The organism is Sphingobium limneticum, assembly GCF_008710165.1.
In the GTDB taxonomy this organism is placed as follows: domain Bacteria; phylum Pseudomonadota; class Alphaproteobacteria; order Sphingomonadales; family Sphingomonadaceae; genus Sphingobium; species Sphingobium limneticum.
Window position 1 is genome coordinate 442821 of record NZ_VYQA01000001.1, and the last position, 25339, is coordinate 468159.

General features: G+C 63.0%; 21 protein-coding genes and 1 pseudogene. 10 read left to right on the forward strand and 12 right to left on the reverse strand.

The features are described from left to right. Nucleotides 1–204: 204 nt before the first annotated feature. From F4U95_RS01675 to F4U95_RS01690, 4 genes are read left to right on the forward strand one after another with little or no spacing between them, the layout of a single operon-like run. Nucleotides 205–1050, forward strand: coding sequence for a class II aldolase/adducin family protein (locus tag F4U95_RS01675; RefSeq protein ID WP_120253257.1), 846 nt, complete (start codon nt 205–207; stop codon nt 1048–1050). Further along, the gene (locus F4U95_RS01680; protein WP_120253258.1) at nt 1050–2018 is read left to right on the forward strand and encodes an ABC transporter substrate-binding protein; all 969 of its coding nucleotides are present in this window, start codon (nt 1050–1052) and stop codon (nt 2016–2018) included. Before F4U95_RS01675 ends, F4U95_RS01680 begins: the two co-directional genes overlap by 1 nt. Before the next feature lie 51 nt (nt 2019–2069). Further along, on the forward strand, nt 2070–4544 hold the full coding sequence (locus F4U95_RS01685) for a TonB-dependent receptor plug domain-containing protein (protein WP_211363927.1): 2475 nt from the start codon (nt 2070–2072) through the stop codon (nt 4542–4544). 14 nt (nt 4545–4558) lie between these two features. Next, nucleotides 4559–5929, forward strand: coding sequence for an LLM class flavin-dependent oxidoreductase (locus F4U95_RS01690; RefSeq protein ID WP_120253259.1), 1371 nt, complete (start codon nt 4559–4561; stop codon nt 5927–5929). Between the two features lie 150 nt (nt 5930–6079). Here F4U95_RS01690 and F4U95_RS01695 read toward each other — a convergent pair whose 3' ends face one another. Next, entirely contained in the window at nt 6080–6796 is a 717-nt protein-coding gene (locus F4U95_RS01695; RefSeq protein ID WP_120253260.1) for an SDR family oxidoreductase, read from the reverse strand. Between the two features lie 118 nt (nt 6797–6914). Between F4U95_RS01695 and F4U95_RS25500 the strand changes: the two are divergent. Further along, a pseudogene (locus F4U95_RS25500) lies at nt 6915–7100 on the forward strand (LysR family transcriptional regulator); the annotation flags it as partial. Nucleotides 7101–7139: 39 nt separating this feature from the next. Then, the gene (locus F4U95_RS01700) at nt 7140–7826 is read left to right on the forward strand and encodes a LysR substrate-binding domain-containing protein (RefSeq protein ID WP_232016318.1); all 687 of its coding nucleotides are present in this window, start codon (nt 7140–7142) and stop codon (nt 7824–7826) included. Between the two features lie 32 nt (nt 7827–7858). Here F4U95_RS01700 and F4U95_RS01705 read toward each other — a convergent pair whose 3' ends face one another. The 7 genes from F4U95_RS01705 to F4U95_RS01735 all read right to left on the reverse strand — a co-directional run bounded on the left by F4U95_RS01705 (nt 7859) and on the right by F4U95_RS01735 (nt 17858). After that, complete coding sequence (locus tag F4U95_RS01705; RefSeq protein ID WP_120253262.1) at nt 7859–8275, reverse strand: acyl-CoA thioesterase; 417 nt, start codon at nt 8273–8275, stop codon at nt 7859–7861. Nucleotides 8276–8461: 186 nt separating this feature from the next. Beyond that, the gene (locus tag F4U95_RS01710; protein ID WP_120253263.1) at nt 8462–9115 is read right to left on the reverse strand and encodes an outer membrane protein; all 654 of its coding nucleotides are present in this window, start codon (nt 9113–9115) and stop codon (nt 8462–8464) included. A gap of 183 nt (nt 9116–9298) precedes the next feature. Beyond that, nucleotides 9299–10693 (reverse strand): L-serine ammonia-lyase, encoded by a 1395-nt coding sequence (locus F4U95_RS01715; protein ID WP_120253264.1) that lies wholly within the window; start codon nt 10691–10693, stop codon nt 9299–9301. Between the two features lies 1 nt (nt 10694). Continuing rightward, nucleotides 10695–14891, reverse strand: coding sequence for a translocation/assembly module TamB domain-containing protein (locus F4U95_RS01720; protein ID WP_211363286.1), 4197 nt, complete (start codon nt 14889–14891; stop codon nt 10695–10697). Further along, nucleotides 14891–17011 carry a BamA/TamA family outer membrane protein gene (locus F4U95_RS01725; protein WP_120253265.1) on the reverse strand — a complete coding sequence of 707 codons (2121 nt, stop codon included), beginning with the start codon at nt 17009–17011 and terminating at the stop codon, nt 14891–14893. Before F4U95_RS01725 ends, F4U95_RS01720 begins: the two co-directional genes overlap by 1 nt. Before the next feature lie 77 nt (nt 17012–17088). Then, a complete protein-coding gene (locus F4U95_RS01730) occupies nt 17089–17568 on the reverse strand; it encodes a DUF1465 family protein (RefSeq protein WP_120253266.1) in 480 nt (159 codons plus the stop codon). A 110-nt stretch (nt 17569–17678) separates the two neighbouring features. Next, nucleotides 17679–17858 (reverse strand): YdcH family protein, encoded by a 180-nt coding sequence (locus tag F4U95_RS01735; protein WP_120253267.1) that lies wholly within the window; start codon nt 17856–17858, stop codon nt 17679–17681. Nucleotides 17859–18051: 193 nt separating this feature from the next. On the opposite strand from F4U95_RS01735, the gene F4U95_RS01740 reads away from it, so the two are divergent. Next, nucleotides 18052–18210: a YdcH family protein gene (locus F4U95_RS01740; RefSeq protein ID WP_082679101.1), complete on the forward strand. Its 159-nt coding sequence runs from the start codon at nt 18052–18054 to the stop codon at nt 18208–18210. Between the two features lie 166 nt (nt 18211–18376). On the opposite strand, the gene F4U95_RS01745 is transcribed toward F4U95_RS01740, so the two are convergent. From F4U95_RS01745 to F4U95_RS01765, 4 genes are all read right to left on the reverse strand, one after another. Then, nucleotides 18377–18745, reverse strand: coding sequence for a PilZ domain-containing protein (locus F4U95_RS01745; protein ID WP_120253268.1), 369 nt, complete (start codon nt 18743–18745; stop codon nt 18377–18379). A gap of 65 nt (nt 18746–18810) precedes the next feature. After that, on the reverse strand, nt 18811–19275 hold the full coding sequence (dksA, locus tag F4U95_RS01750) for an RNA polymerase-binding protein DksA (protein ID WP_120253269.1): 465 nt from the start codon (nt 19273–19275) through the stop codon (nt 18811–18813). A 539-nt stretch (nt 19276–19814) separates the two neighbouring features. After that, the gene (locus F4U95_RS25030; RefSeq protein ID WP_232016320.1) at nt 19815–20891 is read right to left on the reverse strand and encodes a hypothetical protein; all 1077 of its coding nucleotides are present in this window, start codon (nt 20889–20891) and stop codon (nt 19815–19817) included. 184 nt (nt 20892–21075) lie between these two features. Further along, entirely contained in the window at nt 21076–21513 is a 438-nt protein-coding gene (locus tag F4U95_RS01765) for a host attachment family protein (protein WP_120253598.1), read from the reverse strand. A gap of 93 nt (nt 21514–21606) precedes the next feature. Here F4U95_RS01765 and serS point away from each other — a divergent pair, with 93 nt between their 5' ends. From serS to F4U95_RS01780, 3 genes are all read left to right on the forward strand, one after another. Then, nucleotides 21607–22884 carry a serine--tRNA ligase gene (gene serS / locus F4U95_RS01770; RefSeq protein ID WP_120253270.1) on the forward strand — a complete coding sequence of 426 codons (1278 nt, stop codon included), beginning with the start codon at nt 21607–21609 and terminating at the stop codon, nt 22882–22884. A 235-nt stretch (nt 22885–23119) separates the two neighbouring features. Next, nucleotides 23120–24166 (forward strand): M23 family metallopeptidase, encoded by a 1047-nt coding sequence (locus F4U95_RS01775; protein ID WP_170267465.1) that lies wholly within the window; start codon nt 23120–23122, stop codon nt 24164–24166. After that, complete coding sequence (locus F4U95_RS01780; protein WP_120253271.1) at nt 24163–25212, forward strand: potassium channel family protein; 1050 nt, start codon at nt 24163–24165, stop codon at nt 25210–25212. Before F4U95_RS01775 ends, F4U95_RS01780 begins: the two co-directional genes overlap by 4 nt. Nucleotides 25213–25339: the final 127 nt, after the last annotated feature.

The window sequence follows — 25339 nt, forward strand, 5'->3', positions numbered from 1 at the left end:
GTCGAACATCAATCATGGCGACGACCTATGTGATTGAACGAAAAGGAAACACGCCATTATAGCGAATATTGGATCTTTCGCATCCTGAAGCGATGCAAATAATATGTGAAATTCCAAAGCTGGGAACTGCGCTTCTCATTTCCCAGCGCCACCTTCCGCTTCCTATGCATCGCCATCGACAAGTTTTGAGGATTGATGGCGTAAATGACGAATCTATCTCCTGCTATCCGCCGTGCCGCGCCGTCGAGGCTGGCGCCGCGCATCTATGGCGTGGCGCGCGATGGAGATGGGCCGCGCGTTGCGGCACCTACCAACCGCGCATCCTTTAGCGAGGAAAGGCTGCATCGCCAGCAGCAACTCGCCGCATCGCTGCGCCTGCTCGCCCATCATGGCGTGGAGCCGGGACTGGCAGGGCATTTGAGCGCCCGCGACCCGGAACATACGGATCATTTCTGGGTCAATCCGGTGGGTGTGCCCTTTTCCCACATCCGGGTATCCGACCTGCTGCGCATCGACAGCGACGGCCGCGTGGTGGAGGGCGATGGCCCCGTAAACCTGTCCGGCATTCCCTATCATCATGCCGTCCAGCGCGCGCGGCCCGGTGTCGTGGGAATCGTGCATGCGCATAGTTTCCACGCCAAGACATGGTCCGCCTTTGGCCAGCCGATCGAACCGATCATAGCCGACGTTGCCATTTTCCATGACGATCAGGTCGTTTTCTTACCCGATCGCCCGGAGGGAAAAAGCCAGGCGGAGACATGGGCACAGATAGCGGGGCAGTTTGCCCGCGAACTGAGCGATCGCAACATCCTGCTGTGGCGCAACCATGGTCATTGGACCGTCGGTGACAGCGTCGAAGCCGCTGCCTGGCGCTTCATCGCCTATGAAAGCGCCGCGCGAGTCCAATTGGCTGCCCTCGCAGCGGGGACACCATTAACCGATCCGCCGAAGCGCGCACCTTCGCACGAACAGCGCGAAGCATGGGCCTGGCTCAGCTTCCTGCCCTATTGGGATGAGATCGTCCGCGCCGAGCCAGATCTGCTCGATTGATGCCCGCTCCTTCATCCTTTTCGCGGCGCGGTCTGCTGTCCAGCGCCGGTGCCTTGGCGCTTGCCGGGTGCAGGCCATCCGCCAAGGCGCAGAGGCTTTCGGACGTTACCCTGCGCGTGTGGCGATACAAGAATACTGCGGGCAATTTCATGGCCGCCGCAGGCCTGGCGGACATGCCGTACAAGGTTCGCTATGTCGATCTGCCGGGTGGGTCGCTGGTGCTCAATGCCTATGCGGCCGGCGAACTCGATTATAGTTATATGAGCGAAATTCCGCCGGCTTTCGCCATCCAGTCAGGCACGCCGATAAAATTGATCGCGACGCACCAGGGCGATGTGAACAATAGTGGCGTGTTGGTGGGCAAGTCCTCACCCGCGCGCCGGTTCGAGGATTTACGCGGGCGGACCATCGCCTACACGCCCAACACCAACAATTATTATTATCTGCTGAAATTGCTGGAAGCGCACGGCATGACGTTGAAGGACGTCAAGGCAGTGGGCCTGCCGGTAAGCGACGCCAACGCCGCCTTTACCCGTGGCCATGTGGAGGCGACCGTAGCGAGCGGCATATCGGCGCTGCTGACGGAAAAGCTGCTGGGCGGGCGGTGGATCATATCCAACGTCAAAGGCATATATTCGGGCAATTTCTGCATCTCCGCGCATCCCGACGCGCTGGGCGATCCGCTCAAACGCGCCGCGATCCGGGATTATCTGCGCCGTGAACAGACCACATGGCAATGGATCGGCCATAACCCCGCGCGCTGGGCCGCGCTGTCGGGTCAGTTGAGTGATCAATCGCCGGCCCTGTTCGAGCGGCTGGCGCGCGAAGCCAGCCGGCCCGCGCTGATCGTGCCGCCGGCGGCCGATGCCATCGCCAGCCTTCAACAAGTGACCAGCGACCTTTTCGCATTCGGGTTGGTGCGCGGCGAATACGACATGTCGGGATTGTGGGAAGCCGGGCTGATCTGATTCCGGGTCAGGCATTCAAGACGGAATAACGTTAAAATGGGGGAAATTTCAATGTTCGATACCAAGACAATGCTACGCGTCGCTTTGCTCTCGTCGGCTCTGAGCGCCGGTGTGGGGACAGCATCGCAGGCCATTGCTCAAGGGGCACCGGCCGCAACCGAAGCGGAGACGGATTCAACCATCGTCGTCATCGGCAATCGCAGCCGCGCCACCACTGTTATCGACAGCCCCGCGCCGATCGACGTGATCGACGAGAGCCAGTTGGCCACGCTGGGCGCCAATAGTTCGCTGCGCGATGCGTTGGGCGTGTTGTTGCCCAGCTTCAATTCGCTGACGGTCAGTTCATCGTCCTGGAACAGCGTGGCGCGACCTGCGGGTCTGCGCGGCCTTGGCGGATCGCATGTACTGGTGCTGGTGAATGGCAAGCGGCGACACAATAGTTCATTGCTCAACCTGTCGACCGGCAGCGTCTATCAGGGCGCCAATTCGGTCGATATCGACCTGATCCCCGCCGCCGCGATCAAGCGAATCGAAGTGCTGCGCGACGGCGCGGCCGCGCAATATGGATCGGACGCGATCGCCGGCGTGATCAACATCGTGCTGAAAGACGATGCGCAGGGCGGGACGCTCAGCCTGAACGCGGGCAAGCGCTACAGCTATCTGGGCAATAGCGACGGTCGCAATATCGAGGCCGGCGGCAATATCGGCTTCAGGCTGGGCGAAGGCGGCTTCCTGAACATCGCTGCCAATGCCAGGGACAATAATCATGCCCGACGCGCTATCCCGGCGACCGGCGCCTTCTATTATCCCGCCAACGGCCAACCGGACCCGCGCGAAAATCGCGACAAGACCGCCTTCACCGGCGGCCTGCCCGATCTGCGCGCGCTGACCATCCTGTATAATGCCGAGTTGCCCTTATCGCCCGGCGCTACAGTCTATTCTTCGTCGACCTGGTCCACCCGAGAGGCCGTCATCGGCCAGAATTTCCGCCGGCCCAATTCGACCAATGCCGTGCTGTCCATTTTCCCGGACGGCTATGCGCCCAATTACACGCTAGATGAGCGCGACTTTCAGGCACTGGGCGGCGTCAAAGGGGAAAGTGGCGGCTGGAACTGGGACATTTCCAGCACCTATGGCGAAAACCGGTCGAAAAACGGTTCGACCAACAGTTTGAACGCCTCGCTGGGCAGCGCAAGCCCCACCAAGTTCTGGACCTTTACCGCAAAATTCAAACAGTGGACGAACAATGTGGATGTCTCAAAGGGGGTCGACATCGGTCTTGCCGAGCCACTGAAAATCTCTTTCGGCGCGGAACATCGCTATGAGCAGTTCCAGACTATTGCAGGGGATCCGGCCTCCTATGCCAATGGCCTCTATCGCTATCCCGCCGGGACGCCGCTTGCGGGGCGCTACGCCACGATCGGCGCGCAGGGTGCGATCGTACTGACGCCCGAGGATGCCGCCAAACTGAGCCGCAACAGCTATGCCGCCTATGTCGACATCGGCTTCAACCCGATCCCCCAATGGTTCGTCGCGGTGGCAGGGCGGGCCGAACATTATGACGACAGCGCGGGTGACACGCTGAACGGCAAATTCACGACCCGTTTCGACTTTACCGATAATTTCGCGATCCGAGGCACTGTGAGCAACGGCTTCCATGCGCCCGCGCTGGCACAGTCGGCCTTCGCGCAGACATCCAACCAATATACCACGGTGAACGGCGTACAGACCTTCATCACCGCCAAATCGGTACGGCCCGGCACGCCGATCGGCGACGCGCTGAGCGCAAAGGCACTGACGCCGGAGAAATCCTTCAACCTGTCGGCTGGCTTCACCTACAAGCTGGGATCGCGCCTCAACTTGTCGGTCGATGCTTATCAGATCAAGCTGGACGATCGCATCGCCCAGACCGGCTATTTGACCGGTGCGGGGGTCAGCGCGATCCTGGTCGCCAACGGGTTCGATCCCAACTATTCGGTCCGCTATTTCGCAAACGCGATCGACACCCGCACGCGCGGCGTGGAGGCCGTGCTGAACTATCTCCAGCCATTGGGCGTGGACAAGTCGTTGCGCCTGACCGCAGGCTATAATTACAACAAGACCAAGATCACAAGTGTTGCCGCCAATCCCGCGGAACTGGCCGCGCTCAATCTGACTCTCTTCGATCGGCAAGCGCAGGGCTATATCGACCGCAACCTGCCGCGCACCAAGCTGATCCTTGGGCAGGATCTGGCGCTTGGCAATCTGAAGCTGAACCTGCGAGAGACACGCTATGGCAAGGTCGCTTTCCTGGGCACGGCGGCGGCGAGCGACCAGTTTTACGGCGCCAAGTGGATCGCGGACATCGACCTGTCCTTCCAGGCGACGAAGAATGTGAACGTCGCAATCGGCGCGAACAATTTCTTCGACACCTATCCGGACAAAAATACGTTGCCCGATACAAATGGCTTCCCGCCTTATCCGGCGCAGTCCCCCTTCGGCTTTTACGGCGGCTATTATTATGGCCGCCTGTCGTTCAGCTTTTAAAAGGAGAAACAGGCATGGCCCACCACTCCGGCACGCTCAAACTCGGCGCTTTCCTGTCGGGCCATGGCTCGCACAATGCCAGTTGGCGCCTGCCGGAGGTGGACGAAGACGCATCCCGCAGTTTTGCTCCTTACGCGCGGGTAGCGCAGAAATTGGAGGAAGGATTGTTCGATGCGATTTTCCTCAACGACAGCGTTGCCGTGCCCGAACTGGACCCGAAATCGCTGGCACGAAGCGCGCAGGGAATGCGCTGGGATCCGTTGACCCTTCTTCCCGCCTTGGCGGTGGTGACGCGCCGGATCGGCCTCATCAGCACCGCCAATACCACCTATAACGAACCCTATACGCTCGCCCGGCGGCTCGCCTCGCTCGATCATCTCAGCGAAGGGCGTGCCGGTTGGAACCTCGTCACGTCGCTGGGCGGCGGCGAAAATTTCAACCGGGACGATCATTTGCTTCATGCCAAACGCTATGAACGAGCGGAGGAATTTTTCGACGTCATCACCGGCCTGTGGGATAGTTGGGAAGACGATGCGTTCGTTCAGGACAAGGCGAACGGCATCTGGTCCAACCCGGACAAGATGCACTTGCTGAACCACAAGGGCGCCCATTTTTCGGTCCAGGGACCACTCAATTCCGCACGGCCGGTGCAAGGCTATCCGGTAATCGCCCAAGCCGGCTCCTCCAACGACGGCCGCGAACTGGCCGCGCGTACAGCGGAACTGATCTTTACCGCCGCGCAGACGATCGAAGAGGCGGAGGCTTTCGACGCAGACGTCACCGCGCGGCTGGCCAGATATGGGCGCAAACGCGCGGATGTGCGAATATTGCCGGGCGTATCCGTCTATGTCGGCGACAGCGCGCCGGACGCCCGTGCCCGTTATGAGGCATTACAGGATTTACTCGACCCGATATCGACGCTCAAGGGAATTTCGCATTTCGTCAATATCGGCATCGACCTGTGGACGCTGGATCTGGACGAACCGATCGTCCTGCCCTCCGTCATCCCGGTGACGAACACGCATAAAAGCCGACAGCAATTAGTAATAGATCTGATCCGACGCGAGCAGCCGACGGTTCGTCAATTGCTGCGCAAGATGGTGGCAGGAGGCCATCGTATCCTCTTTGGCAGCGCGCAGGATATTGCGGACGATTTCGAACATTGGTTCCGTGCCGGGGCGGCCGATGGGTTCAATATCATGTTCCCGGACCTGCACGGATCAGTGGACCGGTTCGTCGAGCAAGTCATACCCGAATTGCAGCGGCGCGGGCTGTTTCGCACCGATTATGAGGGGCCGACATTGCGGGACAATCTGGGCCTTGCGCGACCGCGCAATCGCTTTTCCGCTGCGCGGATCGACCATAGCCCCGCCATCAGGCGCTAACAGCCGCGGGCATACAAGTTCGGCCCCCAGACGCCGGCAGCTGGGGGCGGATATCGATGCCCGATCGCAAAGCCGGCTGGATCGCGAGGGTAGCCCTGCTCTCATCGCCTCTGCCATGCCCGGACCTGCGCAGATGGTCCGGGCAGATCATCATCGCAACACGAAGCCACCGTCGGGATACAGGGTCGAGCCCGTGACGAAGCCGTTCTGCATCAAAAATAGAACGGTTGAAGCCACTTCCTTTTCGGTTCCGGGGCGTCCTACAACGGACATGTCCCGGTAGCTGTCAAAGGCTGCTTCACGGATTTCGGCAGGGCGCTGCCTCCATAAATGGCCGTCGATGGTGCCTGGCGATATGCAGTTCACGCGGATGGGCGACAGGTCGACCGCCAATGCGCGCGCCAGCCCCTCGATCGCGCTGTTGCAGGCGACATAGGCTGGAATGCCCTTGATCGGCCGCGCGCCTGCCGCACCTGCCATCAACGTGATCGACCCGTCAGGCGCGAGATAGGGGAGCGCATCGCGCACGGTCCAATATTGGCCCCAGAATTTCGAGCGAAACGGGCTTTCGGCGTCTTCATCGCTGATCTGGTCGATCGGCCCGAGCGTGTAGCTGGCTGCGGATATGAAGAGGTGATCGAACGCACCCACCCGATCGAAAAAGGCGCGGATGGACGGCTTGTCCGACGTATCGACGGGGTGCGCACTAGCGCAGCTTCCCAGTTCGGAGAGCGCTGTAGCGAGGCGCGCCTCGTTGCGGCCACCGATCACCACATGGGCGTCCTGAGCAATCGCCTGGCGCGCTACCTCCAGGCCGATGCCGCTGCCACCACCGATAATGATCGCGCGTTTGTTTGCAAGTGGCATGGCATAGGCTCCAAATAGGCGGGTTTTGACCCGGAATATGGACCTTCAGATAGCATGGAAATTTCGTCTGGTTTCGGGTATCAATTCCCGATCATCAGGACATAATTTCGAGAATACGATGATCTCCAGCGAACGGCTAAATGGTATTCGGGCCTTCGTGCAGGCGGAACAGTCCGGCAGTTTCGCCAAGGCGTCCGAGCGGCTGGGACTGTCCCAATCGGCTGTCAGCAAGGCGATCGCGCGGCTGGAATATAGGCTGGGCGTAAAACTTTTCTTCCGGACCACCCGGCATCTCAGCCTGACGGATGAAGGCCGTGCTTATTATCAAAGCTGCCTGCGCGCGTTGGCCGAACTGGCCAGTGCCGAGGCCGCGCTTGCGGATCGAAAAGCATCGCCGTCAGGCACGCTGCGCATCAACTTGCCCGAATTGTTCGGTCGCAAAAGGGTGATACCTGCCCTCCTGGATTTGGCGAACCGATATCCGTTGCTCAACCTGGACGTCAGTTTCGACAATCGGATCGTCGATCTGGCGGAAGAAGGATATGATCTCTCCGTTCGTATCGGCCACTTGCCAGACAGCAGCGGGTTGATCGCCAGGAAATTGGGCGAGCAGGACCTGCTTATCTGCGCTGCGGCATCTTATTGTGCGGCCCGGGATATTCCGACCGAGGCCGACGAACTTGGCAATCATCGCGCGATCACGCATCTGCGTGAGGGGCGTGAAGATCCCTGGCTATTCCTGGATGGGGACGGAGCGGTCAAACGGACCGTGGTGAGAGGATCGCATCGATTTGCGAGTTTCGACGCCATCGCCTCTGCAACGGTTGCCGGAATGGGGATTGCCCAACTGCCCGCCTGGCTGGTTGCAGATCAGCTGCGCTCCGGAGAGCTCATCTCGATCTTCCCCCATTTGCAACAGCCCAGATTGCCGATCCATGTCATATGGCTGGAAACGAGAGACATGACACCGCGCGTACGTGCGACGGTCGACGCACTTGTCAGCGCGCTTTCACCACCGTCGATCCTCTAGTAACCCTCGCCGTGTCTAAAAACCGACGCCCATCAGGCGTTCGCGTTGCCATCGCCGACGAAGAACCGGTCGATCACCTCTCGCGTCAGACGAGCGGGACGCAGGCTGCTCGCGTCGATGCAGCACCAGCTGGATTTGACTTCGGCCAGTACTTCCTCGCCACGGCGGATGACCGTTTCGTAGAAAGCGCGGGCGCCCTGGACCTTTTCCAGCAGCACGGTGGCGATGACATCGTCGTCCAGAAAGGTAGGCTTGCGATAGGTGATTTCATGCTTGAGCGCGACCCAGAGATGCTGGGCGACCGCTTCGGATGGGGCCAGCGCGCGCCAATGGTCCAGCACCGCCTCCTGCACCCATTTCAGGTAGCTGGCATTGTTGACATGACCCATGAAGTCGATGTCGGTCGGATCGATGCCGATCGGGAAGCGGTGGGGAATCGCGTTACTCACATGAATGTCAATAACAGGCCTGCACGCGTACTGATAGAGGGGATAGGCGGATGAACGGAAAAAGGGGCCGATCCGAAGACCGACCCCTTTTACCAACAGCTTCGTTCGTTGCGAGCCTGTCAAGAAGCGGCCAAAACAGCGCTTCCCGTTTCTCGACTGCGCTCGAAACGAACGGATCTTGGCGGTTTAGAAGCGCCAGCCGACGCTGCCGACCACCTGATGACGGTCGGTGTCGATGCCGAATTCGCTGGTCGTCGCCCCGTCTGCGAAGCGCAGCTTGGCATCTTCATATTTGGAATAGCGATATTCGACCTTGGCGAAGGTGTTGGCGTTGATCGCGCGCTCCACGCCCGCGCCGATCCGCCAGCCGTTCAGCTTGAAGGCCTCGTCGGTGCTTTCATTGGTGTTGCCGGCCAACACGTTCAGCTTCGTGTTGGTATAGCCGCCCTTCACATAGACGAGCGTGGCGGGATCGGCCAGGATACCGGCACGCGCACCGACATAGAGGTCGCGACCCTGCTTTACGCGGCCGAAGCCGAATTGGTCGGTATAGTCGCGGCGGCTGCTCTTGGAGGTCGAGTTAGTCCATTCGCCTTCAACGCCGACGACCGCGCTGCCGAGATTGACGTCATAGCCGGCGCCGACGCCGTAGAGCAGGCCGTCGATCTTCTGATCGTCATTGCCATTATCATTGTCCACGTCGCTGCCAGCACCCGTGCGGTCATAGCCAAGGATGGCTTCGACACGCGGGCCGGTGAAGGTCGGGCCGACATCCTGCGCCAAAGCGGGAGTGGCCACGGTGGCGCCGGCCAAGAGGGTTGCGACCATCAACTTACGCATAACAGATACTCCGTTCAAACATTCTCTCCCCTCTCTCAGGGGGTGAGACGCTCAAGCCGGGAGCGGCCGCCTTTGTTTCATGAACCTCAGATAAACGCTTGATTCTGTGCCATTAATGTCACGAAATTGGCTCCATTCGCCGTGCGACCGTGCCGAACGGACGATGAAGCGACGGAACGATTTTCAACATTCCACGACATTGACGGCCAATCCGCCCAGCGATGTCTCCTTGTAGCGGCTGGCCATGTCTTCACCTGTCTGGCGCATGGTTTCGATCACCGCGTCCAGGCTGACGATGTGGCGCCCGTCACCCTGGAGCGCGAGATAGGCGGCGTTGATCGCTTTTACCGCGCCCATCGTGTTGCGCTCGATACAGGGGATCTGCACGAGGCCGCCGATCGGGTCGCAGGTGAGGCCGAGATTATGTTCCATGCCGATTTCCGCGGCATTTTCGACTTGCGTGTTGGTGCCCCCCAGGACGGCGGCAAGACCGGCAGCGGCCATGGAGCAGGCCACGCCGACTTCGCCCTGACAGCCCATTTCGGCAGCGGAGATGGAAGCGCGCTTCTTGTAGAGGAAGCCGATCGCAGCGGCAGTCAGCAGGAAGCGACGCTCTCCGTCCCGGTCGGCGCCGGGCACGAAGCGGCGATAATAATGCAGCACCGCCGGGATGACGCCCGCCGCGCCGTTGGTGGGGGCGGTGACGACGCGACCGCCGGCCGCATTCTCCTCATTCACGGCGAGCGCGAACAGGCTGACCCATTCGAAAATCTGGGCGGGACCGAGCGCGTCCTGCTGCAAGCGCAGCCGCTGATGAATGGCGCGAGCGCGACGGCGGACCTTGAGGCCGCCGGGCAGCAGCCCCTCCTGCATCAGGCCCCGGTCGATCGACGCGCTCATGGCGTCGATGACATTGTCCAGGAAGGCTTCGGTTTCCGCCTGCACCCGCCAGGCGCCTTCGTTGCGCAGCACCAGCGTCGCGATCGACAGGCCGCTGACGTCGCCCTGCGCCAGCATTTCCGCGCCGGAGGAGAAGGGCCAGGGCTGGACGACATTATGGCCGAGCGGCGCGTCATCGCTGACCGGCACTACACCCGGCAGCACCGCGCCGCCGCCGATGGAATAATAGTCGCGTACGATCGGATCGTCACGCCCGTCCAGCCAGGCGGTGAAGCGCATGCCGTTGCTGTGCGCTTCCAGAAAATCACCCATGTGGAAGAGGAGATCACGCGCTTCCTCGAACGGCAGCCAGTGATCCACGGCGCTGCCCGCCCGAATGCGGCCATCGGTGCGGATCGCCGCCAGGATGGACCCGATCGCATCGGGATCGACGCTTTCGGGACGATAGCCCGACAGGCCGAGCAGGATGGCGCTATCCGTCGCATGGCCCCGTCCGGTCAGCGCCAGCGATCCGAACAATTCGCACTGCACCCGAACCGGCGTCTGCGGCAGCGTGTCCATGAACATCAGCGCGGCGCGCATCGGCCCCACCGTATGCGAACTGGACGGGCCGATGCCGATGGTGAACAGGTCCATCACGCTGATCGCGGTGGCCGCGTCGATCGCGCTCTTCGTCACATCAATAATCCTTGGAAATACGTACGTTGGCGCTTTCGCGCCCGAGGGTGGAGATGGCCGCCAGCAGGGATAGCCAGCGCGTGACCTGATATTCCATGCGGGTGGCGCTGTAGCCCTGACCGTCGGTGATCAGTTCGACATAGGTTTTGCGGGTAAGATATTTGCCAGCCGCGATCGACGTACCCTGCCCCTGCGTCGGGTCGGCGGCGATGATGCGCAGCCGGTCGAGGCCCGCTGCCTTGCGCACCGCGTTGATCGGATCAAGGCCGCCATTGCCCTGCAACGATCCGACGGCAGAGGCGAGTTGCAGCGCTTCGGGCGCGGACAGGTTGGTGATGGAGGTGCCGAACAGGATGCGCGAAAGCAGTTCGTCCTGCGGCAGCGCGGGGACGCTGGTGAAGGTGATGTCGGGTTTCAGGCCCGTGCCGCCGACATGGATGGTGGCGCTCAGGTCACTCACATCGGCTTCGGCGCTGATGTCCAGCGTCGGGTTGACCGGTACCTTGCCGTCGAACTGGATATTGCCTTCGCGCAGCTCGAAGCGACGGCCGGCAAATTCATAGCCGCCGCGCACCAGTTGCGCCCGGCCCGCAATGGCGGGGTTGGTGACGGTACCGCCGATATCCAGGTCCGCGCGCCATTCGCTGTCAAGGCCGAGGCCGGTGACGGTCAGACGGTTGCGCGCCCGCGCCTTGATCGCCAGCGCCCAGGGGACGTTGGTGCGAGGACGTTCGATCTCGTCGCCGCGCCGGTTGACCTCGACCACCTTGAGTTCGGGGATCTGCGCCACGGCGGCGGCGCGGCCCATGGTGAAGCGGCTCTTGTTGAGGACCAGGTCACCGCCGATCGTGCCGCCCACACCGTCGGATTTGAGGGTGATGGGGCCGGTAACGGTTGCGGCGATATCGTCCCGCTCCAATAGTGCGGCATTGTCGGCTTGCAGGCTGAGGTCCATGCCGACCCCGGCAATACCGTTGAAGGTGAAGCGGCCGGTGCCGTTGACGGTGCCGCCATTTTGCGCGGTCGCGGCGAAGCTGGAAATGACCAGTTGCGCACCGGAGAAGCGGCCCCGCGCCTTGACGCCCTTCAGCCGCATGCCCGTGACGGGGCTGTTGATGGCGGCATTGTCGGTCGTGAAATTACCGGTGATGACCGGCGCGCCCAGCGTGCCGCGCATATCCGCAGACACGCCGACCATGCCGGCAATATCGACGATCTCCACCCCGGTCAGGCGCCAGAGCGTGTCCGCCGTACCGTTGAAGCGCAACTGGCCGAAGAAGGGCGCGCTGTTGAGGCGAGTGACGAGTCCCCCTTCCGTGCCCAGCGGGTTGAGCAGCGCCTGCGCCTGGCCGATCGTCTTGCCATCGGCGACGAAGACCATGCGGGTCGCCAGCCGTTCGCCGGTCAACACGGCATTGACGCCGACATCGACTGGTCGACTGCTGAGCGAGAGGCCGGAGCGGGACAGGCCCCGGATACGCAGCTCCGCCTTGCCGGTGGGCAACCCACCGCGCGGCTGAACATAGCTGAGCGACCCGGTCGCCATGCCACCAAGACCCAGATTATCATAGGCGATGTCGAGCAGCGCCAGCGGCAGCTTCTGCATCCGCGCTTCGATATGGGTCGATTCTCCACCCAGTTCGCCGGCCAGTTGCAGGGATCCGCCGGCATAGCTGATCGTGGCGGGCGACAGACGCCAGCCATCCTCCGCCCGCGTCAGCAGCGCGGCGCGGGTCAGGCGAATGGGGCGCTTGTCGATCGTGCCGGCGGCGGTGAGGCGGATGCGGTCGGGTTCGACCTGCGCCTCCCCCTGAAGGTCGAACAGGCGACCGCGCTGGCCCGACAGGCTGCCGCGTATCTTGCCCTTGCCATCGACCAGTTCGGCATTGGCGGCGAAGCGGCCGAGCAGCACACCCCCGACGCGTAGGCCCCGCGCCTGCGCCGTGGCGGTAACGGTGGTGCCCGTTGGGTCGAGCAGGATCGTGCCGTCCAGCGTGCCGCGCCGAACCTCTATGATCGTCGGCCCTTCGAACGCGGCATCGCTGGCCGTCAGCTTCAGCTGGACCTGCTGGTTCGCGTCGATCGGCTTGAAATTGATATAGCCGGTGACCGGCCCCATGACGCTGAGCTGACCGTCGAGCCCGCCGGCGATCGGGCGAATATCGCCGCTGGCGGTGACGCCCGACACGGCCAGATTGGCGACCCGCACAACCGCCTGCCCGCCCTGCGGCAGCAGGATCACGCCCCGAGCGGTGAAGGGGCCGAGCGTCGAACCGCCATTGGCGGTGTAGCTATAGCCATTGGCGTCCGGGATCAGCTTCGCCCGCACATCGCGCAGGCCCAGCGCATCCATCGGCCGGGCGAGCAGCAGGTCGACGGTCGGCCGCTCTATCATGCCGTCCAGCGTCAGCGTGACCGGCCCGTAACGCCCGTGCCGGCCGCTACCTTCCAGATGGAGCGACCCGTCGCGATGGCGTATGCCGCGCGCCGTCAGATTGAGCAGGGGCGACGTCAGTTGCATGTCGGACAGCGCGAACTGGCCATCCTTCATAAGCTCAAGCCGACTGCGCAAGGTCGGCAGGCCACCGCCCAGCGTCCGCAGGAAATCATTGTCCAGCCGCCGTACCCGCGCCAGCGCATTACCGCTGAGGCCGAAGCCGCCATCGCTGCGTGGCACGGCGCGCAATTTGGAGGTCAGATCGACCACGCCCAAGCCACGAATGAACAGTCCGTTGATCGCGCCGTCCAGACCCGCATCATAGCGGCCGGTCGCCAGATCGGCGATCACCGTCAGCTTGCCGCGCAGCTTGTCGGATCGCAACTGCATGGGATTGCTGACGATTGTCTGGCCGTCCAGTTGGAGCACACCATCCAGCTGGAAATTGCGAACGATCCCGCCGACCAGATCGCCCTGCCCGTCCAGACTGCGCGCACGCAACCGCAATGGAATCAGCACCGGCCCCTTGCCGGTGGCGCGGCCCTTGCCCTCGGCCCGGACGTCGTTGATGATCGCCTTTTCGATGGCGATCTGCCGCGCGGTGAGCAGATATTCGTAGCCGAGCGCGGTGAAGGCTCCATCCAGCCGGACCTTAGCCGCGATATCCTTGCCGCGCATGGTCTTGATCAGCGCTTCGGGCCGGGCCAGCTTCAGGTCCACACGCATATTGTCGAGCGCATTGTTGCGCAGGTCTATGGCGCCATCGGCGGTCATATCCAAAGCGGCGGACCGGAGCGAGAGGCGGCCGTCGATTACCCGCTCGACCATCGTGCCGTCGGCTCGCACGGTCAGGCGCGGCGCGGCGATGCGACGGAGCAGGCCGTTGCCGGCGATCGCGTTCCCCTCCACCGTGCCGCGCGCCGAATAGGCGCCGCTGCGGGCGGCGAGAGTGAAGTCGGCGACCGGCGCAGCATCGAGCGTGGCTGCGAGGCGGCCATCCCATTGGCTCCAGCTGCCCTTGCCGCCGATGCGCAGGTTGGCGTCCTGCTTCAGGCCTGCCATCGCCGCCAGCACGCCGGTCTTGGGCGCATTGACGGTGACGTCGAGGGCGAAGCGATCCTTGTCCGGCCGGCTGTCGAGCGCGATGGTCAGCGCGTCGCTGCCGTCCAGCGTGCGGGCGGACAGATCGATAATCGCACGGCCGCCGCGAATGTCCGCGTCGCCGGACATGGTGGCGCGCTGCACCCGGCCGGTGACGCCGGGGGTGATATCGAGCTGGCCGACCGAAAATTGCATCAGCCGGATGTCGAAGCTGGGCAGGATCGGTCCGCGCCGCTCGGTCGGGTTCAGCTTGGGCAATTTGTGCAGGGTCGCGTGCGGGATCACCAGCCGGTCGATATCCAGCCGGTTGGAGAGCCAGGCAAAGGGCCACCAGTCCAGTTCGACGCGGGGCGCCTCCAGAAACTTCCCCTTGGGATCGGACAGGATCAGGTCGCGCAGAACTGCCTTGCGATAGATGCTACCCTCGATCGCACCGACATGAATGCGCAGGCCAGAGGAAGATTTGATGGTGGCGATGCGGGTGGCGAGGAAGCGATGGCCGCCGCTCGTGTCCAGCCACGCCACCGCCGCCGCGACGATCAGCAGGATCGTGACGATCAGCCCGGCCAGCCAGCGTTGCCAACGACCGTCCCAGGCGCGGCGGCGCGGCACAGGTGCCGGCGTTGGCGGCATGACCGGAGGCGCTGCGTCGTCGGCCATCAGAAGGCCTGCCCCAGCGAAACATAGACCGCGATCTTGGGATCGCCCGACTGCGGATTGAGCGGCGTGCCCACATCGACGCGGATGGGGCCGAAATTGCTGTAATAGCGCAGGCCCATGCCCGCACCGATGCGCAGGTCGCGGAAGCGCGGCAGGAAGCTGGTGGAGATATTGCCGGCATCGACAAAGGGCACGACGCCGAAATTGCCGAAGCGGATGCGGCTTTCGAGCGAAAATTCGGCGAGGCTCTTGCCGCCGACCGGATCATTGTCATCGCCATAGCGCGGGCCGATCGCCTGATAGCCATAGCCGCGCACCGATGCGCCGCCGCCGGCATAGAAGCGGCGGGACGGCGCGATCTGTTCGACCGTCGATCCAAAGATGGTGCCGAAGCGGGCGCGCGCGGCAACGACCACACGGTCGCTCATCGGCTGATAGACGCTGCCGTCCACTTGCACGCGGGCATAGCCGAAGGTCGTGTTCTGGAAGGAGAGTTCGGGGCTGACGCGCGCGCCTAGGCGGAAGCCCTTCGACGGGTTGAGCAGATCGTCGCTGCCGTCATAGGTCAGGCTGACCGGCACGGCGGCGATCAGGAAGGTACGGCGAGCACCGCCGCTGAAGGCGTCGGCTTCATCCGATGCGATCAATTCACCGCCGAAACGCCAGACCCATTTCTTCTGGAACAATATATTGCTCTGCCGCTCTATCGCGCCGGACAGATTAATGGTGCGGGCATCATAGGCGTCGCGTCGGATATTGCTGATCGATACAAGCCCGGTCAGCACATTGTCGCGTCGATGGAAATTGTTGCGGCGGTAGGTGAAGGACGCCGTCTGCTCCTGCGTACCGAGCACACCGCGCAACGTCACCGCGCCTTCGGGCGGGAAGAGGTTGCGATGCTGCCAGCTGACTTCGGCGCGATAACCTTCGCCCGTGCCATAACCCAGTTCGCCGGCAATGGTGCGTAACGGCGCGGGGCGCATATCGACGTCCAGATCGACATGCTCGCCATCGCCAGCATCAACAGGCTTCAGGCTGACCGAGGAGACGAGGCCCGTAGCGACGATCGCGCGGCGCAGATCCTCGACATCCGATGCCATATAGGTATCGCCCGGATCGAAGCGGGCGATTTCCTGCGCATGATGGGCGTCGAACAGCTTCGTATCGTCCATCCGGATCGCGCCGAAGCGGCGAAATCCGCCCGGCGCGACGATGATGTCCAAATCGCCCTTACGCTCTTCATGGTCGATCCGCACTTCCGGTTCATCGACCCGGGCGAAGGGGAAGCCGCTTTCGGTCAGCGCGGTGCTGAGCGCGTCGCGACCCGCCAGGATCGCGTCCGCATCGACCGGATCGCCGGCCTTGGGCGGGAAGGCGGCGCGCAGCCGCGCCTCTTGCCCGGCGGTTTCGACAAGGCCGGTGACATCGACCGATTCCAGCAGATATTGGGTGCCCGGCACGATATCGAAGGTGACGGACAGGCGATCGCTGCCGGGCGGCGGCGCGACCACCGCGCTGCGGATACGGGCGGCATAATAGCCCTTCGCCCGCAACAGGCGGTCGAGCAGTTCGCCATCTTCCTTCATGCGGCGATTGATCTGAGCCAGGTTGGCGGGCTTGCCCTGCCCCTGGCGCAGCACCGAAAGTTCGTCGAAGCGCAGGGTGAATTGATCGTCGGCTATGGCGTCCAGGCCAGTGAGTTGCACGGTATAGCGCCGTTCCTCGCTGGCGTCGGCGAAGCTGGCATTGCCGTCGACCGGCTCGGCGGTCGCATCGGCATCATCGGTCGGAAAGGCGAGCACAGGCGAGGCCGGCTGCGCCGGAGCGGTCGGGTCGGCAGATGGCGGAACGGTCGCCTGTGATTCCAGTGGATCATCGGGCAGCGGCGTGATGCTGTCCGGCTGGCCCATGTCCGGCCAATCGACGCCGATATCGGGCATGGCATCCAGCGCCTGGCTGGGCGCAGGATCGGCGCTCTGGGCGGGGTCGGTCGAGACAGATGGCGGCGTTTCCTGCGCGCGCAGCGATGCGGGCGCGGCCAGCAGAAGCGGCGCAAGCAGGAGCCGGGCGGTATGCGGGCGGCCTGAAAAGCGGCGTTGGGTCCGCAAACCTTCGGTCATGGGGTCGGTCTAGACCAGAACCGGGCGTGAAGGCCAGCCCCAGAAGGTGGGAATCGCCTTCATTTATAGGGTAATTGTCAGAATGCGGTGTTCAACCGGTCCAGCAGCGCCCGAGCGGGGCTGGCAAGCGCAGTCGTCGCCGCGTTGCTCATCGCATCCAGCCGCTCCTGAAGACGGGCGACGCGCTCATATAATTCCTGGCTGGCATCAATCAACGCGCGGGCGGCAAAGGGAAAGCTGGCGGCAAGATCAACGTCCGTATGCGACGCGCGCCCCAGCCGATATTTCTCATCCGTCAGATCGACCTGCTCGATTTCACCCCGTTGCCAGGCGCGCTGGCTCAGCAACCAGGCGATGATGTGCATCAACCGGGTCGTGACCTTCAACGATTCGCACGCGAAGGCGACCCGGCGCATCGGATCCTCCACCCCATCGTCCAGCGAGGCGCTGCCGTCGAAATAGGCGCGCGCTTCATCCGCCATCACCATGGCTTCCAAATATAGTCCGTCGACCAGCCGGCGATGGAGGCCGGGATCAAGGAAAGCAGGGTTTTGCATCGCCCGTTGCTGCCATATTTTCGCAACCTTGTCAGGCCTATTGCCGGGCCTGAACAGCCCTTTGTCCCATTTATGATCGGTTAGTGCGGCGTTAACCGAAAAATCCTGGCTCAGGCGATGATGTCGGGTACGAGCGCATCTTCCAGCGTGGAAATTTCGTCACGCAGACGGAGCTTGCGCTTCTTGAGGCGCGCGATCTGCATCTGGTCGCCACCGCCGGCATCGACCAAGGCGGCGATCGCGCTGTCGAGATCGCGATGCTCGACGCGCAGCAGTTCCAGTCGGCGCATGATGTCTTCCCGGCTCACGACGCCTTGCTGCCCCTTCTCTTACTTGGCTCGAACAAGGCCTGATAACGCGAGCGGGCGGCGCGGGCCATCGCAAATTTTTGGGCGGCCCGTCGCAAAGGACGAAACACCGCGAGACAAGCGGGGCGAATCATGATTTATTTGATCATCCATCGCCACCCGTAAGGAGAATGTCATGGAAAATAGCCACATCTCAGCCCTTTCAGCCAAGCATGCCGGCCTTGAAGCACGAATCAAGGCGGAGTCGAGTCGGCCCATGCCCGACGCCATCCTCGTGGCCTCGCTCAAGAAGCAGAAATTGCGGTTGAAGGAAGAGTTGGCGGCGCAGCATTGAGAAGCAGCGACAGTCGATAAAGGAGGTAAGGGCTGGGCGATGCAGATCGTCGGCCCTCCCTTCAAACTGATGGGGTGAGGCGGCCGCAGGTCGATAAAGACTCCGCCGCCGCAAAGCACACGCTGCAAAGCCTGGACCGCATTACATGGATGGATTAACCGCGCGGTTAGCGGCGGGGTGCACCGTGCTGAGGGACACGCAAATAATCGGGCATCTTCTGCGCGCCGGTGCCAACAGGTTTGCGCGCCAGTTGCGGGTCGATCGGCTCGTCAAAAGCGATACCGATCTTTTCTTCGCGTGACCAGGCGACCGTACCGGTAACCTGACCGACACCCCGCAATTCGCAGATGATCTGGATGCTGGCGGGCACGGCCCGTTCGCAGTCGGCCATCAGGCCGGTGGAGGACAGATTACGAACGCGCGCCTTGCCCAGTTGAACGCCATCCGGCGTGCTGAGGGTGGTGAGCAGGAACAGGCTATCACGCGGCGCAGCGCGCGCCGGCCCCCGGCCCGAAATATCCCGTTCGTCGTTCATGCAGCAACCCATGGTCAAGAAAGCAGTAATAGCGCCATTATAACCATGGGTTGATGGAAAAACCGTTAATCGTCGCGCGATATCTTTTCCTGCCGCTCATGACGCTCCTGCGCCTCTACGGTCATGGTCGCGATCGGACGGGCTTCCAGCCGGCCCAGCGAAATGGGTTCGCCGGTCACTTCGCAATAACCATATTCGCCGTCGTCGATGCGGCGCAAAGCTGCGTCGATCTTGGAGATGAGTTTGCGCTGACGATCGCGGGTGCGCAGTTCGATCGACCAGTCCGTCTCGCTCGACGCACGGTCGTTAAGGTCGGGCTCGCGAAGCGGTTCATTCTGCAGCACGGCCAGCGTGCCTTCCGCTTCGGTCAGGATCTGCTTCTTCCAGTCCCAAAGGCGCTGGCGGAAATATTCCTGCTGAAGCGGATTCATAAATTCTTCGTCAGCCGACGGGCGGTAATCGGCGGGAAGCGTCACAGTCGATTTGGGCGGCTTTTCACCGTCTTTATCGGGATTCAGGACCGATGCCATCTGGCTCTCCGACTCGTCAGGCCCCGGCGCTTGATGTTCCGGGCGCCCAAATATTGATTGTGCGGGCCTCATAGCCATCGGCGCAGGCCGACACAAGCGGGCAATCCAGGGTTCGGAACATGGTTTAGGCGATTTTCTCCAACAAATGACAGGAGTTGTCATCGACTGGCGCGTGCGGCACATATGCGGCGAGGCGCCCCACGCTCACGTTCAGACCTTGACCGCCGGCCGTTTCATAGTGGGACGTTAACCATTTACTTTCAGCAAACAGTAGCTTTTCCTGCGCCCCGAACCCTATATTGAGGGTTAACGGGATTGCAGTTAACCCTTTCTTTTGCGTTCTATACGCATAGGAAGTTCCCGTGAACCTGGCGCTGAAGGGGATTCGGCAAAGGGTACGGGGGTAACGAGAAAAGAGTAGATCCTATGTCGGTTCGGATGGCTTTGGCGAAATTATGCGCCTGCACCTGTGGCGGGGCGATCATTGGCGGCGGTGCCGTCCATGTCGCGGAGAACGCGCGCCCTGCCGTGGTGCACAGCTACAAGAGCGTGAAGGCCGCGCCCAAGAAAAGGCTGGCCGTCCGCACCGTGAAGCGCAAGGTCGTCAAGACCGTTCGCATGGCAGCAGCGCCGCAGGTCGTGACCGTCACGACCCAGCCTGCCCCCATTCCTCTGCCTGCGGCGATGCCGATGGCGGAAATGCCGATGATGTCGGGCGGCGGTGGGGCCGTGCCGGTCGTGATGGGCGGTGGCGGCGGCTTTGGCGGCGGCGGGTTCATCGGCGGCTTCTTCGGCGGCGGCGGTGGTGGCAGCGGTGGCGGATCGGTCGTCATCTCCTCGACCAGCAGCTCGACCGGCGGCATCAGCAGTTCGACCAGCTCGACAACCGGCGGCGTTTCGACCTCGACGGGTGGCGTCTCCACTTCGACGGGCGGCGTGTCGACCTCGACCGGTGGCGTCTCGACGTCGTCGGGCAATGTGTCCACCTCGTCCGGCAACGTCTCCACCTCTTCGGGGAACGTCTCGACCTCTTCGGGCGTCAGCAGCAGTTCTTCCTCGTCCAGCTCCAGCTCGTCCTCTTCATCCTCCAGCTCCTCTTCGAGCAGCTCGGGTGGATCGAGCGGCGGCAAGCCTGGAAAGCCCGGCCATGGCACGTCGAGCGGCGGGTCGGGCTCCAGCGGCAGCAGCGGTTCGTCTGGATCTTCAGGGTCCAGCGGGTCGTCGGGATCGAGCGGTTCCAGTGGGTCGAGCGGATCTAGCGGATCGTCCAGCAGCAGCGGCTCTTCCGGGTCGAGCGGCTCCTCTGGCTCCAGCGGTTCTTCCGGATCGAGCGGCAGCAGCGGGTCTTCGGGCAGTTCGGGTTCCAGCGGCGGGTCGTCGTCCGATGGCGGGTCGTCCAGCTCTTCGTCGTCCGGCTCCTCCTCGTCCAGCAGCTCCTCGTCGGGCGGATCGTCCAGCTTCGGCAGCACGGGCGGCAGCAACGGCAGTTCGGGCAGCAGCGGATCGAGCGGCTCCAGCGGCAGCTCCGGGTCTAGCGGCTCCTCCTCTTCCTCTTCGAGCAGCAGCTCGTCGTCCAGCGGCTCGAGCGGGGGCTCGGGTGGTAGCACAGGGGGCACGGATGTTCCGGCGCCGCCCATGGTGCTCCTGTTTGGTGCGGCCGCCGTGGCACTTATCGCCCGGCGCCGCTTTGCCGAACGCAAGGCGCAAGCCGCCGCCTGACAGCGGAACGGCGCGTGAAAAAAGGGGCGGCTCCGTCTATCGGGGCCGCCCCTTTTTCATCTGTACAAAGCAAATGCCCTTTTAACTGGCCGCGATCAGCTTTTCGATCTCGCCCACTGGGTGATTGGTCAGATCCTTGGCGATCTCTCCCACCAGTCGGCCCTGCACTTCCTTATGCAGATGCTTGCGCATTTCGCCGAGCGCCGATGGCGGCGCGACGATGATCAGCTTTTCATAATCCTGCGCGAAGGCGCGACGCTTCAAAAGGTCGGCCGCATGGGCGGCGAAGCGCTGCTCCTCCAGTTCATGGAAATTATTCTCACCCATCGTGCCGGACGCGGTGCCGGTGGAGGAAGATTGACCGGCCCTGTCCGACGCCTGTTCCAGATGAGACGGATTATCCTGCACCTCGACCGTTTCCGCCTCCAACTGGGGATAGGCGCTATCGCCCTTGTTGCGGAAAAAGAGCAGCTTGCGGCCGTCCGCCACCAATATCATCGCGTCATGATCGATCTGCATCGCCGTCTCCTTTGCTTTTTCGTCGATGCAGAACCAACGGACGGCGGCGCACAGGGTTGCGCGGTTCGTCGCACGGCGGCATAGGACGGCCCCATGCACGACATCCGCTTCATCCGCGAAAACCCCGCCGCTTTCGACGCAGGCCTTGCCCGTCGCGGGCTGGCGCCTCTGTCCGCCGACATCCTGGCGCTCGATGAGCAGAGCCGGGCGATCAAGACGCAATTGCAGCAGGGCCAGGCCCGCCGCAATGAAGCCAGCAAGGCCATCGGTCAGGCGATGGCGGCCAGGGACATGGACAAGGCCGAGGCGCTGAAGGCAGAGGTCGCAGCGCTGAAGGAAGGCGCGCCCGCGCTGGAAGCGCAGGACAAGGACGTCGGCGAAGCGCTGACCGCGATGCTGGCCGCCATCCCCAATCTGCCCGGCGACGATGTGCCGCAGGGCGCTGACGAAGCGGACAATGTCGAGGTGAGCCGTTGGGGCACGCCGCGCAGCTTCAATTTTGCACCCCAGGACCATGCGGATTTCGGGCCGGCACTGGGCCTGGATTTCGAGGGTGGTGCAAAGCTGTCCGGCGCGCGCTTTACCGCATTGCGCGGCCAGATGGCGCGGCTGCACCGGGCGCTGGCGCAATATATGCTCGATACGCAGAGCGGCACCAACGGCTATGAGGAAACCAATCCGCCTTTGCTGGTACGCGATGAAGCGCTGTTCGGCACCGGACAATTGCCGAAGTTCGCCGAGGATCTGTTCCGTACCACGGACGGTCGCTGGCTGATCCCGACCGCCGAAGTCTCGCTCACCAATCTGGTCGCCGAGCAGATCGTGCCGACCGACAGCCTGCCGATCCGGCTGACCGCGCTGACGCCCTGTTTCCGGTCCGAAGCCGGGTCCGCCGGGCGCGACACGCGCGGCTTCATTCGCCAGCATCAATTCGAGAAGGTCGAGCTGGTCGCAATCTGTGCGCCCGAGGAATCGGACGCCGAGCATGAACGCATGGTCGCGGCGGCCGAGGGTATCTTGCAGGCGCTGGAGCTGCCCTATCGCAAGATGCTGCTGTGCACCGGCGACATGGGCTTTGGCGCGCGCAAGACATGGGATCTGGAAGTCTGGCTGCCGAGCCAGGAAACCTATCGCGAGATCAGCTCCGTCTCCAACTGCGGCGATTTCCAGGCGCGGCGGATGAACGCCCGCTACAAGCCGGACGGGGAGAAGCAGACGCGCTTCCTGCATACGCTGAACGGGTCGGGCCTTGCCGTGGGCCGTACGCTGGTCGCGGTGCTGGAAAATTACCAGCAGGCCGACGGCAGCGTGACCGTGCCAGCCGTGCTGGCCCCTTATATGGGCGGGATCACGACGCTGGAGCCGCGCTGAGGCGATAGTCTGCGCGATGTGCGACAGCGAGTTGCACAGGTAAAAAGCGCGGCGCCAAGTTCGTTATCTTGCCAACCATTTCCGTTCGCTTCGAGCGAAGTCGAGAAGTGTCTGGCGCCGCGCTTCCAGTTTCTCGACTTCGCTCGAAACGAGCGGGTGAGGTAAAAATCAACCTCCCCCCTGGCCCTTCCCTAAAAGGCTGGAAACCATGGCAGGATTAGATAAACAGAGCGCGATGCAGCGCCCGTCTCTCCTGATCCTGCCCCTTGGTCCGCTCTTGCTGGCGGCTTGTATTCCCAATCAGGCGGATCGCGCCGATCCTGCCCCTACACCGCCGCCGCGCATGGATGCGGACGCGTCCAGTGTGGAGCTGGCCGAAACGCAGCCGGTCTGGACCGCGCAGCAGGTGGTGGCCAGCGCGCGCACGGTCGCCGCATCCACCTATGTCGTCCAGCCGGGCGATACGTTGCGCGGGATCGGCAACCGGACCGGTGCCGGGTCGGAAGCGATCGCGCAGGCCAATGGCCTGACCCCGCCCTATGGCGTGCGCGCCGGGCAACGGCTGCAAATTCCCGGCGGACGATATCATCTGGTGGCGGAGGGAGAGACGGGGATCGCCATCGCGGGGGCCTATGGCGTGCCATGGCGGCAGATCGTCGACGTCAACGGGCTGGAGGAACCCTATATCCTGCGCCGGGGCCAACGGCTCCTGCTGCCCGGCAGCACGCCCACCCGCGCGCCCAGCAGCATCGAGCAGCGGGCGGCCGCCTTCCGTATCGACATTGACGACGTGCTGACCGGCGGCCAGCCCGCCACGACCGACAAGGCGCCCAGAACAGTCGCATCCAGCACGCCAAAGCCCCTGCCCTCCAACGTGCCGGCGGCGCAGCCCGCACGCTTCGCCGGCAGCTTTGCCTGGCCGGTTAAGGGCACCATCCTGTCTCGCTTCGGCCCCGGCGAAAGCGGCGCAAAGAATAATGGCATCGACATCGCCACGCCGATGGCGACGCCGATCCGTGCCAGCGCCGACGGCGTCGTCGCCTATGCGGGGGACAAGGTGGCGGTATTTGGCGGGCTGGTGCTGATCAATCATGGCAGCAGCTGGGTCAGCGCCTATGGCCATGCCAGCCGCGTCGACGTGGTGCGCGGACAGAAGGTCACCAAAGGGCAGATTATCGGCCTGACCGGCGATACCGGCTATGCCAGCAAGCCCAAGCTGCATTTCGAACTGCGCAAGGACCGTGTGCCGGTGAACCCGATTCCTCAGTTGCCCCCAGCATGAGGATCAGCCAGCCGATCGCGTCCTCAGCCACAGCGGGCTTCCTGCGACGGCGATCGTCCCTGCCGCTCTGGGCCGATCTGGTCTGGCGGCTTGGGCTGGTCTTCGGCCTGATCGCGCTGGTGCTGCTGCTCCACTGGGTCGGGCGGGACGGGCTGAAGGACAATTACGACAATCAGATCAGCTTCATCGACGTCCTCTACTTCACCACCGTGACCGTCACGACGGTGGGCTATGGCGACATCGTGCCCGTGACGCCGGAAGCGAGGCTGTTCGAATCCATCTTCGTGACGCCGATCCGATTGTTCGTCTGGCTGATCTTCCTAGGCACGGCCTATAATCTCTTCCTCCGCAACATCCTCTACAGGTGGCGCATGGCACGTATTCAGGCCGATCTGCACAATCATATCATCGTCACCGGCTTCGGCACCAGCGGGCAGGAAGCGGTGAACGAACTGCTCGCCCGCGGCACCGACCCGCGCGAGATCGTCGTCATCGACGGCAATGAAAAGGCGCTAGCGCTGGCGGAGGCGCAGGGATGCAATATCCTGTGCGGCGATTCCACGCGGGACAAGACGTTGAAGGACGTCGCCATCCATCGAGCGCGCAATATGATCGTATCGGCGGGGCGGGACGATACGTCCATCCTGATAACCCTGACGGCGCGGCATCTGGCGCCGCGCCTGCCGATCAGCATCGTGGTGCGGAACGAGGATAACGAACTGCCCGCGCGGCAGGCGGGCGCCACCACCGTGATCAACCCGGTCAGCTTTGCCGGCCTGCTGCTGGCAGGCAGCACGAGCGGGCGGCATATCGCGGATTATATGACCGACCTTGCCGCGACCGGCGGGCGTATCAAACTCAACGAACGCGCCGTACTGCCACAGGAGATTGGCGGGCCTCTATCGGCGATCAAGACCGGCATCGGCCTGCGCATCTATCGTGAGGATCGGCCGATCGGTTTCTGGGAGGAGGGCGCGGCGCGGCTCCAGACCGGCGACCTCATCATCGAGGTGACGGAAGGCGATGACGGCAAGTCCGACAAATAGAGCCTTAACAGAGACGAAGCGTTTACTTTTGTTGCAGCGCGGCAACAGCTTGCAATATTAGCGCTACACTTTTTTACGTCGTTCACCAGCCCGATTGCTATACTGTTGTAAAGCGCAAACACTCCTT